The sequence below is a fragment of the Geothrix sp. genome (assembly GCF_020622065.1).
Classification (GTDB): Bacteria; Acidobacteriota; Holophagae; order Holophagales; family Holophagaceae; genus Geothrix.
In genome coordinates, this window is record NZ_JAHRYQ010000002.1 from 1,290,515 (window position 1) to 1,303,162 (window position 12,648).

The window sequence follows — 12,648 nt, forward strand, 5'->3', positions numbered from 1 at the left end:
TTTCTTGGATGAAACGGATTTCCAGGCTGCGCGGGCGGCCCTGGAGATGGGTTGGCTGGGCATGGGCAGCTATGTCGGGCAGTTCGAGGAGGCCACCCGGACCTACCTGGAAGCAGACGATCGCCATGTGGTGGCGGTGAGCACCGGGCACGCCGCCCTGCATCTGGCATTGTTGGTCGCGGGGGTGGGACCCGGCGATGAGGTCATCACCCCCTCCTTCAACAATGTGGCGGACTTCCAGGCCATCTTGGCCACGGGTGCGGACCCGGTCTTCTGTGACATCAGCGACGACACCCTCTGCATCGACCTGGAGCGGGCCGAGGCGCTGATTTCACCCCGCACCAAGGCGATCATCGCCATGGACTACGACTGCATTCTCTGCGATCACGATGAAGTGGGCCGATTGGCGGCCCGGCACGGCCTCCGGGTCATCCACGATGCCGCCCACGCCTTCGGGTCCCGGTACCATGGGAAGCGGATCGGCAGCTTCTCGGACATCGCCATTTTCAGCTTCGATCCGGTGAAGACCATCACCTGCATCGATGGCGGTCTGGTGGTCGTCCGCACGGAGGAAGAGAAGCGCGCCCTGCAAGAGATGCGGCTCATCGGCATGGGGCAACCGTCCACGCTCATGTATCAGAACCGCCGGGCCTGGACCTACGATGTGAATCGTCTCGGATTCCGCTATCACATGGCCAACCTGCATGCGGCCATCGGCCTCGGACAGCTCTCCAAGATGGACACCATCGAGCGGACCCGCCGGGCGGCCTGTCGCCGCTACAGCGAAGGACTGGCGGACCTGCCGACGGTCCGGACCCCCAGAAGCGATTTTGAAGGCGTGGTGCCCTTCCTCTACTACATCCGGGTTCCACCCGAGGGGAGGGATGATCTGCGGGGTTTTCTCCAGGAGCGGGGCATCGATACGGGCATCCACTGGCAGCCAGGTCACTGGTTCACCCTGTTCAAGGACTGTCGGAAGGGCGATCTAAAGGTGACGGAACGCGTGGGCCACGAGATCCTCTCCCTGCCTCTGCATTCGGCCATGCGGGATGCCGACCTCGACCGCACGGTGACGGCTATCCGGGCCTTTTTTGATAAGTGAGGTGGTCCGCGTGAGCCCAACCAGACCCAGTGCCATTCTGATGGGCTCCAAGCCAGGGAGTGTCGTCGCCCTAGAGATACTGCTCCGGCGGGGCTGGGAGGTCCCCATGGTGGTGGTGGGGCGGAATGTCTCCCATCCCTGGATGCCCACCCCTGATCTGGAAGCCCACGCCCGTCGCCGCGGCATCCCCGTCCGAAGCCAGAAGGAACTGCTCGATCCGCCGCCGGTCGATTTCGTCATCAGCTACATGTACCGGAACCGGGTCACAGCCTCCACCCGTGCTCTCGCCCGCCGAGCGGCCCTCAACTTCCACGCAGGTCCCCTTCCCGAGTTTGGCGGCTGGGCTTTCTACAATGTGGCGATTCTCGAGGAACGCAGAGAGTACGGCTGCACATGCCACTACATGGAAGACGCCTTCGACGCGGGCGATCTCCTCAGAGTCCGGCGCTTCCCCATCAATCCGGCGCAGGAGACGGCCGAGAGCCTGGAGCGCCGCTCCCAGGAGGAGATGATCCAGCTCTTCCTGGAGTTCTGCGCCTTGGCGGAATCCGGAAGCGAGCTGCCCCGGGAAGCCCAGGACCCCGCTCGGATGCGCTACCTGGACCGGGCCGGTTTCGAGGCCCTGAAGCGGATTCCGGAGGGCGCCGATGGGGCGATCATCGATCGCCATGCCCGGGCCTTCTGGGCGCCGCCCTATGGGCTCGCCTATCTCGAAGGAGCCGGAGGGCGGGTGGAGGTGGTTCCGGCCTGCGTAAAAGAGGCCCTGGCCAGGGAATTCCATCGGGCGGACCTGGATCGTCTTTTTATGGCCGCGGGCCTGGAGCTGGAACGATGAAAATCAGCATCGACATGGACAACGGCCGGGTGGAGGTAGAGCGGGGAACGGGTCCGGTCGAATCCCATGAGGCGGGCACGGCGGAGGCCTTTGAATTGGTCTCGAAGGCCTGGTTGCGCGTGGGCTGGGACACCAAGTATGTCTACGGTTTCACCTGGATGGGACGGCCCATCATTCAGCTCCCTGAGGACATGTTCCGGATCCAGGAGGTCATCCACCAGGTCCGGCCGACCCTCATCATTGAAACCGGCGTCGCCCATGGCGGATCGCTGATCTTCTACGCCAGCCTCTTCGAGGCCATGGGGACGGGGCGGGTCGTGGGCGTGGACATCGAGATCCGCCCCCACAATCGCACCGCCATCGAGACCCATCCGATGGCGAAGCGGATCGACCTCATCGAAGGCAGTTCCGTCGATCCGGCCGTGGTGGAGGCGGTCCGCAGTCGGATCCGGCCGGACGACCGCGTCCTGGTGGTCCTGGATTCCTGCCACTCAAAGGATCATGTCCTGCAGGAACTCCGCTTCTATGCTCCGCTGGTGTCGGTGGGTTCGTACATCCTGGCGGCGGACGGCATCATGAAGGACCTGGTGGGTGCGCCTCGCAGCCAGCCGGATTGGGCCACCAACAATCCCGAAGCCGCGGCCCGGGCCTTCATCGACGAATGTCCGGCCTTTGAAATTGTGGAGCCCCCCCGTCCCTTCAACGAAGGGCAGGTTGAGCATCCCGTGACCTATTGGCCGGGCGGCTGGCTCAAACGGACCCGCTGAGCCCCAGGGCCGGGAGGACGGTCCGGGTCAACTCGCCAAGGCGGCTGGGGGGTAGGAAGCAGTCGTAGGGTGGGGACATCCAGGGCGCGAGGGTGTCCTCACCCGAATGGCCATCCTGATGGGCCGCAGCCAGGGCGGGCTTCGCCGCCTGGACCAAGGGCCAGAGATGCGGATCGTGAGCCAGGGCGGCGCAGTAGACCAGGTCGATATCCAGGGTGCCGACGAGATCGACGATCTCCTGGCGGAAAGCTGAGTCCAGCACGAAGGTGCGGAGGTCGAACGCGATGAGGTCATCGAGGTCCGGGTTGGCCTCGGCGGCTTCGAGGGCCTCGACGGGGCACACGAGGATCAGGCGGGTGTCAGGAAGGGCCCTGCGCAGAGCGGAGAAGAAGGGGCCCGCTGCTTCGTGCTCGGGGAGACCGCCTGGAATCCAGAGAAGGGCGGTGCGGGCCGAGGCCGCCAGATGCTCGACGGCAGTGCGTCCCAGGGCGATGCCGCTGGACTGGGCGAGGGGGAAGAAGGTGTCGGCGAGGAAAGTCGAAAGGGTCGGTGGGTTGGGCACCGCGAAAGCCCCCGAATGTTCGCCCCTGAGGATGTCCCGCCAGCAGGGGTGAGGGCCCCGGGGCACCAGGTGCACCAGGGTCTTCAGGAAATCGGTGAAGAGCCACCTCCGCTCAGGTATTCCCAGGGGCGAGGTCACGAGGATCCTGAGCCAGGTCTGGGCGAAGGCGGTGTAGGGTTTCGGGCTTTCGAACCCCTCATCAAAGCACTCCTTCAAGGTCTGCTCGCTCCCCTTGGGCACCTCGCGAACCCGGTAGCGGAACAGAGGGGCATCCACCTTGCAGAAATCACCCTGGAGCAGGAGTTTGGCGCTGATCAGGACATCTCCGCCCCAGGTTCCCTCGAAGGGCAGGGCCTTGGCGAGAGCCTTCCGCCGGACCAGTCCCATCATGTCCACCCAGTCCATGTGATCGTAGAGCCGGTGGAGTCTCTCAAGAACCGTGAGCCCCACCGTCGAGAAGTTGAGGTCCTCCCAATCGGGGCGGGAAGACCCCGCTTCATCGATGATCTCGACGGCGCTGTTGCAGAGGACAGCGTTGGGATGGTTCTGCAACGCCTCCAGGCACCTCGAGGTGAAGGTCGGATGACGGAGGTCGTCGTGCGCCTGCCAATAGAAGTATTCCCCCCGGGTGTGTTCAAAGACGAATTCGAAATTCCGAGTGGACCCGATGTTGGTGTCCTGTCGGACATAGCGTACGCGCGGATCCCGCCGGGCATAGCTTTCGCAGATCTCGCCGGTTCCATCGGTGGAGGCATTGTCGGAGATGAGGATCTCCAGGTTCGGATGATCCTGGGCCAGCAGGGAGTCCAGGGAGTCGGCCAGGTACCTCTCCCCATTGAAGACAGGGACGCCGATGCTCACCAGTGGAGGGTCTTGGAAGGCCATGAAGCTCCCATCACGGGGTGTCGGGGTGAAAGATCAGGTCTCCATGATGGCCAGAAATTCCTGCCGCTGGACCTTCCGTCGTTCCGGAGACCTCACCCGATCCTGCCGACCTCACGATTCCTGACCGCGGGACCCGGAGTCGACTCCGATCGCTCCGCCACCAGATCCACGCCCAACCGTTTGGCCACGGCGTAGAGGGCGGGGCGGGCGAGGCCGAGGGTCTGTGCGGCTTCGGCCACGCGGAACCCGCTCGCCTGGAGGGTCTCCAGCAGCAGGCGCCGCTGGAAGGCGCGGGTGGCGTCATCCCAGGTGTGTGCCTGGGCCATGGGCGCTTCCAGCTCCGGGAGGTGGGAAGGCTTGAGGGTGCCGCCCTCGCAGCGGAGGATGGCCCGCTCGAGGGCGTGCAGCAGCTCACGCACATTGCCGGGCCAGGGCAGGCGGGCCAGGGCCTCGGGCAGGCCCGGGGCCAGGGCCGGCACGGGCCGTCTGGCCGAGGCTGCGGCCCGCACCACGAACCGCGGCACCAGGAAGGGGAATTCATGGCGGCGAGCCGAGAGGGGCGGGAGGCGGAGCACCGCGCCCTGGAGGCGGAAGAGCAGGTCGCGCCGGAAGGCCCCGGCCGTGGCGAGGTCTTCCATGGGGCGGTGGGTGGCGGCGGCAAAGCGGACATCCACCTTCACGGCATGGTCCGAGCCGACGCGGCGGATCTCCCGCTCCTGGAGGACGCGCAGGAGGAGAGACTGCAGGCGCGGCGACAGGTCCGCCACCTCGTCGAGGAACAGGGTGCCCCCCCGGGCGGCCTCGATGGCTCCGCGCCGGTCGCGGTCCGCGCCTGTGAAGGCGCCCTTGGTGTGGCCGAAGAGCTCGGACTCCAACAGGCCCTCGGCAAAGGCCGAGCAGTTCACGGCCACCAGCGGGCCCGAGCGGCCCGACCTCTGGTGCAGTTCCCGGGCCGCCAGTTCCTTGCCGCTGCCCGTGGGGCCGAGGATCAGCACGGGCAGGTCGGAAGCGGCCACGCGGTCAAGCTCCCGCAGCAGGGAGGCCATGGGCTCGCTGCCATCCGTGAGCAGGAGGCCGGGCTCGACCGCGATTTCGACAGGCTGTCGGGCGCGGATCCGGGCGAGCCAGGGCGAGATCAGGAGCGGTTCCAGCGGAGCCGTGGGCACGGCCTCCGCAGGCCGGGCCAGCAGCACTGCGCCCACGGGGCAGCCCTCCCAGACCAGGGGATGCCCGCACCAGACCCAGGGGCCCTGGGCGAAAGGTGCCAGCGTTCCATCTTGGGCAAGGCGGCTGAGGGCGCCCTCGGGCGGGGCCTCTCCGGTACCCAAGGCGTGCAGCCGCCCCTCTTCTTCCCAGGTGATCCAGGTGGGGGTGGTCAGGCTGGCCAACCAGTCCTTGATGAGGTGAAGGGGGGCGGGATCAGCGACGGCATCGGGTTGGGGCCACAGGGCCGCCAGGCGCCGCTGGTGCCGCGGGCTGGCCGCCCGATCGGCGATGGCCTGGAGGGCCAGCAGGGAAGAAGCCCGACGGAGATCCGGTCGCCGTTCCATCACCTGCAGGCCCAATTCCAGGCACATGATCTGGGTGGGGCAGGCCCGCCACGCCGCCCAGAAGGCCTCGGGATCCACGCCCCCCCGGAAGAGGCGATGGGTCTCCCAGCTCAGGCGGGTTTCGGGGTCGGCATCGTGCGGCGGTTCCTCCGTCAAGGGTCCCAGCACGGCGTGGAGAAAGCGGGTGTAGGGGTGGTCACCGGCTCCGGCGAGGCCTTCCCGCACCAGGTCCCAGCGCTCCCGGTCGGCCCCGTGGCTGGCAAGCAGGCCCCAGGCCCCGGGAAGGCCGGGGTGGGCCTCCACCAGCCCGCGGATCCGGGTCAGGGCGGCCTCGGGCTCCAGATGCACCTCGGCCAGCTGGGCCGTTTCCAGGTCCCGCCAGGGCTGGGGAAGTGAGCCGCGGAGGGCCGCCCACCGGGCGTGAGCGGGGAGATCCGCCCACTGGAGGGCGGCGACGGCGGCGTTGGACGCGGCCCGGCCAGCCCATCCGGTGGCGGTCAGCCGCCCGAAGTGGGCGTGGGCCAGGGTGAAGGCCCGCAGGGCCGCCTCGGGTTCACAGGCCTGGATGGCGCGCTGCCCCTGGGCCATCCAGTGGAACGGGTCCGCGCAGGGATGCACGCGGGTGCCCCAGGCGGGATAGCCCTCGGCAGGTTCCGGGGCCTCGCCACCCCAGCGCATGCGCACCCGATCCCAGGTGGGATGGCCTGAGGTCGGCGGGAGGCTTGGCCGCCGGAGATCCTCCCGGATGTCGGCTTCCAGGGAAGGCGTCCAGCCATCGGGGAAGGCGGGAGAGGGTTGCAGCCGGAGCAGGGCCGTCAGGCCCACCTCGGGGGCGGCCCCTCCCGCCAGGCCGTTGAGGGCGAGGCCTTCCAGGCCGGCCGGGGAGGCCCCGAAACCCCGGGCCCAGGCCCGCAGGCGCGGGTCCAGCATCCAGCGGCCCCCGGGGAGGGCGGCCAGCCAGGGGGCCTCGCGATGGGGCTTCAGGCCTTCGGGCAGCACCTCCAGCACCAGGGATCCCGCGTGGGCCTGGAGGATGGACCACGGCAGGTCCGCGTCCAGTGCACCCTCCGGCAGCAGGCGTCCTCCGGAGTCCTGGCTCTGCAGGAGGAAGGCCCACCAATGCGGTGGCAGGCGATGGAGTGCGGGCGGCACCAGGATGTCGAGAAAGGGCGGGAGGTGGAGGATCCCCTCCGCGTCCACGGCTCCCAGTAGGGCGATCCATCGCAGACGCTGGGGCCGATCCAGAAGGACCGACCCGACGGCCATCCAGGGGGCGCCGTCGCCTTCGAGCAGGGCCTCCCAGGCCCAGGCCTGCAGCTCGTCCTCCCGGGCGCCCCGTTGCGAAGCCGGTACGGTGGGGCTGCCGTGGCGGAGGCGGGCCACCCACGCGGGATCGGGGCGGGGACCAAAGACGGTGGGCTGGCGGGAGACCTGGGGTCCGAAGGGCCGCCGGGCTTCCTGCTCCACCTGCGGCCACAGGCCCTCGCGCCCGCCCAGCAGCCAGGCCTGGGCGATGGCGGCCAGGGCCCAGGCCGGGTCGCCCCAGCGCCGGCCGCGATCCAGACCCCAGGGGGCCTTCCAGTGGCCGAGCCAGGGGGCCTTCAGCACCCCAGCATCCCGCGCCAGACATCCCAGAAATCCGGGAAGGTCTTGGCCACACAGTGAGGGTCGAGAAGCTCCCCGCCGTGACGGAGCCCGCCGACGGCGGCGGCGAAGGCCATGCGGTGGTCGTTCCGGGGGTTGAAGGGCGGGCGGGGGTCGGACGGAGCATTCGGCCCGGATCGGGTCCCGAATTCAGCTCTGAACCCAGGCCTGAACCTAGGCGCCGGCCTCACGCGCAGGGTGTGGTCTCCAATCACCTCGGCCGTCCCGCCCAGCCAGCGCACCAGCTCTGCGGAAGCATCCAGGCGGTCGCACTCCTTCAGGGGCAGGGTGTGGAGGCCACGCAGCTCCGAAGGGCCGGGGGCCAGGGCCGCCAGGGCCGCCAGCACGGGGCCCAGGTCTGGACAGTCGGTGAGGTCGGCGTCGAGGCCCCGGACGAGGGGGCCCTCCACCTCCAGGATCTGTGGCCCGGTCCACTGGGCGCGGCACCCGGCGGCATGAAGGATGGCCACCATGGCCCGGTCGCCCTGCGCATCTTCAGGGTCCAGGGGGCCCAGGCGGAGACGGCGCCCCGTGGCCGCCGCCGCGGCGAGGAAGGCCGCGGCCCCGCTCCAATCGCCGGGCAGGTCCAGGGAACGCGGTTCCAGGGCTCCGCCCGGAATGCGCCAGTGGCCGGGCTCCAGGTCGGCTTTGCAGCCGAAGCGGCGCAGCCATTGGGTGGTGAGGGCCAGGTAGCTCGGACTGGCGGCTTCGGTCCACCGCAGGATGCCCCCTCCCGGCAGCGCGGCGGCGGCCAGGGCCAACCCGGTGAGGAACTGGCTGCTGAGGCGCGCGTCCACGACCAGCTCCAGGCGCTCGGGGGGTGCGGCCACGGGGCGGAGCCAGGCCCCGGAGGCATCGGGATGCCAGGTCGCGCCCAAGGCCGTCAGAGGCTCCAGCAGGGGACCGAGGGGCCGCTCGAAGAGGCGCGGATCGCCTTCCATCCGGAGGTCGCTCCCGGCCCGCAGGGCTAGCCAGGGCAGGAGGAAGCGCAAGGTGGTGCCCGAGGCGCCGAGCCAGAGGGGCGCGGCCGCTCGGGGGCGGTCGCCGCCGCGGATCGTCCAGGTCCCATCCGCCACCGCGACTGGAATCCCCAGGTCGCCGAGGGCCCGGCGCATCCAGCGCGTGTCCTCGGCTTCCAGTCCCCCCTTCAGACGGCTCTCGCCCGGGGCCAACGCGGCCAGAAGCAGGGCGCGGTTGCTCACCGACTTGGAGCCGGGGATGGATACCGGGCGGAACGCCGCTCCAGAAGGGAACTGGCTGTCTTCAGGAAGTGACAGGGACATGCAGCGAGGGTGCCGCGTCCGGCGCCCCGCCGCAAGCCTTCAGCAGGAGATCAGCGCCGTCAACGGCAGCGGCCTCAGCCGATGTTCTCGAAGATGGGCTTCGTGATGCGCTTGTCGGTCACCACGGTCCACTTGTAGGTGCCGTAGAAATCGATGACGCGCTTGTAGCGAAGCGTGATGGTGCAGTTTCCTGTCTCCCCATAGCCGGTCTTGCTGACGCGGATGGCATTCTTATCCGTCAAGACTTCAAGGACGCCCAACTCGCGGGCCTTGTCCTTGATTTCCCGCTCAAGGGTTTCGACGGGCTTGCGCGCTGCGCCGCTGGCGATGAAGTCGCAGGCATCCACCAGCTCGCTGTTGCCGTAGTAGACGGGAATGGCCTTGTAGCCTGCGGCGGCCAAGGTGCCAAACACGAGCAGGGAGATGATGCAGCCGATTTTGCCTTCGCCGCGCTGGTGCCTCATGGGTGCCTCCGCTACTTCAGATCCTCCAGGGCCTGCCGCGCCAGGGGAGCGACCAGGGGACCGTCGGGACCGAGAAGGGTTGCCTGAGGATACTTCAGAGCCTGCCGGAATGCCTGCACAGCTTCAGCCTGGTAGGCCGCCCCGAGGCGGAGGAAGCAGATGCCCGTGTGGTAGTCCAGGGTGCCCTGGCTGACCCCGGCGACGGTGCTGAGGCGTGCATCCCGCAGGAGGTCGATGGCCTTGTCGAAGGCCCGGAAGTGCATGTGGCCGAGGGCCAGGTTCAGCCGGATCAGGTTGGCTTCATCCCCCCGGGCCCCGGCGTACTGCAGGCGCAGGTGGGCGAGGACGGCCGGGTAGCAGAGGTCCGGGGCGCTCAGGGGGATCTCCAGGGCCTCGGTCTGGATGGGCAGGGTCACGGAGGCGCCCCCCCCTTGGACGAGGGTGACGGGGCCGCGGACACCTTCCAGAAGGGGCCGCAGGGCCTGGACGGAGCTGATGGGCTTGCCGTTCACCTGGGTGAGGGCCTTCCCGGGCTGGATGCCGGCCTTCTGGGCCGGTTCTGATGCGGCGAGGACCCAGGGGCCCGGTTCACCGGGAAGGTCGAGCAGGGACAGGCCAAGGCCGGGTTCGTGGATGACCGGGAGGGTGTTGAGGCGGGTGGCGAGCGGTCCCAGGGGGTCCTGCTCCAGGGGCTTCACCACCAGGCGTTCCTCCTCGCCCTCGAGCGTGGCCAGCCGAAGCTCGACCTGGTGGATGACCTTGTCGGGCACGGGGGTCGCCAGGAGGACCAGCTCTGCTTCCCGCGAGGCCTTCACCCGGGCCAGGGCCTCCCCGGTGCCTTCGCCGGGCCGGGCGGGCAGGAAGGCCACCTGCTGCAGGCGGTCGCCAAGCCCTTCGAGCTGGGCCAGGAACCGGGCCCGGCCCGTGAAGTCGGCCTCGCCCTCCAGGCCCAGGAAGGCCAGGCGGGGCTTGGGTCGCGCCTCCACGGAGAGGGCCTTCCCATCTTCCACGGTGATGCGCTGGGAGAACCCGCCCGCGGGGAAGCGGACCAGCAGATCATAGGCACCCGAGCAGACCGGAAGCTGGGTGACGGGGAGGGGCCCCTGGCTCTGCCCGGACAGGAAGAGTTCGCCGCCCGCCCAGGCGGAGGTCACCGTGAGGGTACCCTTGGACGACTCGAGGCGGATGGGTTCCAGGGTGTGGTCCGCCCAGGGGGTGGCAAGCCCTTCGCCCATCTCCAGCACCTTGGTGCGGAAGCAGGGGGCGCGCAACTCGAGCTTGTGCTTGCCGGGACCGAGCTCGGAAATGACGAAGGCCTCGGAGAGGTCCTCGGGCCGCAGGCCCAGGGGCACGGCCACGGATGCGGCCTCGGGGCCCGCCTTGCCTTGGGTGCGACCCAGGCTGCGCCCATCCACCAGGACCTCGGCGCCGCTGGGCTGAACATAGAGGGTGACTGTGGAGGACACGCGGACGAGCTTGAAGTCGGCGGTCTTGGCGTCGCGGGGGGCGAGTTCGAGGCTGAGTTCCGCAGGGGCGAAGCCCGGGCGGGTGTAGGTCAGCTTGTGGGTCCCGAAGGGGAGGAACTTCCGGGCCAGGGGCGGTCCGGGGCGGCCGTCCACCAGCAGCTTCCCGCCCTCCGGGGCATAGCTCAGCTTCACCGGCGCGTACTTCTCGGCTTTCAGGCGATCGAACAGCGTGGCCAGGCGCTGGGAGGTGAGGGCGCGGTCCACGTCGAAATCCGGGTTCAGGTCGATGAGGGCCTGCAGCCGCGTCTGGGCCCGGGGCCGGTTCGGGGCGCTGCGGTCATCCAGCACGGCGAGCCAGTTGTAGCTCTCGCACAGCGCGGCGAGCCAATCGGCCTCCAAGGAAGCCCCCCTGGGCGCCAGGGCCTCGACGACCTTTTCGAAGCGTGCCGTGGCGCCTTCCCGGTCCCCCTGGGTGGCCCAGAGGGCCTTGGCCTGGAGGAAGGTATCCCGGAGGGCCGGATCCTGCGCCCCGAGCGAAAGCCCGAGGAGGAGCGCGAGTGGGAGGAAGCGTCGGAGGCGCATGTCAGTCCACACGGATCAGGAGGTCGTTGCGGCGGTCGCAGAGGATGAGCCCCCCCTCTCGGTCCAGGGCCAGCGAGGTGATGCGCCCGCTGATGCCAAGGGCCTTGAAGGTGGCCTGGCGCAGCACCGCGCCATCGGGCCCGAGGACCACCACGCCCTCGCCGAAGTCCCCGCCATCCACCAGGGCCGCCACTTGGCCGGCGCCGTCCGAGGCCAGGGCCACCACATAACGGAAGGGGGCGGGCAGGTCCTTGCCGTAGGACACCACGGTGCGGGGCTGGCCGTCGGCATCCAGGAAGAGCAGCTTGCGGTCGGCATCCGCGGCGATGACGACGCCGCCCGAGGGCAGGGCGGCCAGGGCGTTGGCTGTGGGCGAGGCCACGGTGCGCGAGGTGCCGTCCAGGCCGAAGAGGGTGAGGGCGGGCGTCTTGGCATCCGCCACCCAGAGGGTGCCCCAGCGGTCCTGGGCCGCGCCGGTGATGGCACCGAGGGTGCCCAGGGGCAGGGGAACCGGCGCGTCCTCCCGCACCAGGCCGGTCTTGGACAGCAGCCAGAGGGCGCCGGTGGAGGAGGCCAGCAGGGCCCGGGCCCCCGTCGCGGCGGGACCGGCCGCGGTCAACTCCCCCTCGTGGAGGCGAAACGCGTGGTCGAGGTCGTTCTGATAGATGAGCAGGTCTCCGTCCGGGGCCAGGGCCAGCAGGGTCGGCGTCTTCAGCCACTTGGCGCGGCCGCCGGGCCAGGGGCCGCCGTTGCGGAGGGGCGGCTTCTGGAGCCGGTGCTTCACCCGCACGGCAATGCGCCAGCCGGCCTCCCGGGCCTCGGGGCTCTGGGGCGCCTGAGTCCGGAGGCGCTGGAGCATGCGCAGGCAGCCGGGGAGATCGCCCATCAGGTCCAGGACCTCGGCGGCCTGCAGCATGGCCCGGGGAGCCACGGCGGCATCGGGTCGGATCCGGAAGGCCTCCACGAACTGCTGGAGGGCCCGGCCCCACTGCCCCTGGTCCCGCCAGGCCCGGCCCAGCTGGAAGCGGGCCTCGGGTACCGCCGGGGCATCCGGGAAGAGGTCGAGGACGCGATTGAACTCGGCCATGGCGTCTTTCAGGTCCGCGGCGCGCCGGGCCTGCCGGGCCAGCAGGACACCGCGCAGCAGCAGCCCTTCCGCGGCCTCGGGGCTCTTGATGTAATCGACCTTCAGGCGGTCGAGGTAGGGCAGGGCCGCCTCGGGTTTCCGCTCCACTTCCACCTGGTGGTGGGCCAGCCGCAGCAGGGCCTGGGGGGCGAACCCGCTCTTGGGTGTGGTCTGAAGCAGCTGGCTCCAGGTATCCAGGGCTTCCTTGTAGGATTTGGCCGCGTAGGCCCGTTCGCCGCTCCGGTACAGCCGTTCCGCAAGCTCTCCATCCTGCGCGGCCACCTGGGCCACGCCTGGGACCGACAGGGCGCAGAGGAGGGCGGCCGGAGTGCGGAACCAGGGAGATGCGAACGGCATGGAGGCCTCAGGTCAGTAGGGAGAT

9 protein-coding genes are annotated in these 12,648 nt (G+C 69.6%); 3 read left to right on the forward strand and 6 right to left on the reverse strand.

From position 1 onward, the window contains the following. The first annotated feature begins 4 nt into the window (after positions 1-4). From QZ647_RS15405 to QZ647_RS15415, 3 genes are all read left to right on the forward strand, one after another. On the forward strand, positions 5-1,102 hold the full coding sequence (locus QZ647_RS15405; RefSeq protein WP_291273006.1) for a DegT/DnrJ/EryC1/StrS family aminotransferase: 1,098 nt from the start codon (positions 5-7) through the stop codon (positions 1,100-1,102). Between the two features lie 106 nt (positions 1,103-1,208). Beyond that, positions 1,209-1,937, forward strand: coding sequence for a formyltransferase family protein (locus QZ647_RS15410; protein WP_291273007.1), 729 nt, complete (start codon positions 1,209-1,211; stop codon positions 1,935-1,937). After that, on the forward strand, positions 1,934-2,704 hold the full coding sequence (locus QZ647_RS15415; protein ID WP_291273008.1) for a CmcI family methyltransferase: 771 nt from the start codon (positions 1,934-1,936) through the stop codon (positions 2,702-2,704). Before QZ647_RS15410 ends, QZ647_RS15415 begins: the two co-directional genes overlap by 4 nt. Here the strand turns inward: QZ647_RS15415 and QZ647_RS15420 are convergent. The 6 genes from QZ647_RS15420 to QZ647_RS15445 form a co-directional block, all read right to left on the reverse strand. Continuing rightward, a complete protein-coding gene (locus QZ647_RS15420; RefSeq protein ID WP_291273009.1) occupies positions 2,688-4,151 on the reverse strand; it encodes a glycosyltransferase in 1,464 nt (487 codons plus the stop codon). The genes QZ647_RS15415 and QZ647_RS15420 overlap by 17 nt on opposite strands. 92 nt (positions 4,152-4,243) lie before the next feature. Continuing rightward, positions 4,244-7,309 carry a sigma-54 dependent transcriptional regulator gene (locus QZ647_RS15425; protein WP_291273010.1) on the reverse strand — a complete coding sequence of 1,022 codons (3,066 nt, stop codon included), beginning with the start codon at positions 7,307-7,309 and terminating at the stop codon, positions 4,244-4,246. Beyond that, a complete protein-coding gene (locus tag QZ647_RS15430) occupies positions 7,303-8,628 on the reverse strand; it encodes a hypothetical protein (protein WP_291273011.1) in 1,326 nt (441 codons plus the stop codon). Before QZ647_RS15430 ends, QZ647_RS15425 begins: the two co-directional genes overlap by 7 nt. Positions 8,629-8,702: 74 nt before the next feature. Beyond that, positions 8,703-9,092, reverse strand: a complete 390-nt coding sequence (locus QZ647_RS15435; protein WP_291273012.1) for a hypothetical protein — start codon at positions 9,090-9,092, stop codon at positions 8,703-8,705. An 11-nt stretch (positions 9,093-9,103) separates the two neighbouring features. Further along, positions 9,104-11,140, reverse strand: coding sequence for a PDZ domain-containing protein (locus QZ647_RS15440; protein WP_291273013.1), 2,037 nt, complete (start codon positions 11,138-11,140; stop codon positions 9,104-9,106). 1 nt (position 11,141) lies between these two features. After that, the gene (locus QZ647_RS15445; protein WP_291273014.1) at positions 11,142-12,623 is read right to left on the reverse strand and encodes a tetratricopeptide repeat protein; all 1,482 of its coding nucleotides are present in this window, start codon (positions 12,621-12,623) and stop codon (positions 11,142-11,144) included. Positions 12,624-12,648: the final 25 nt, after the last annotated feature.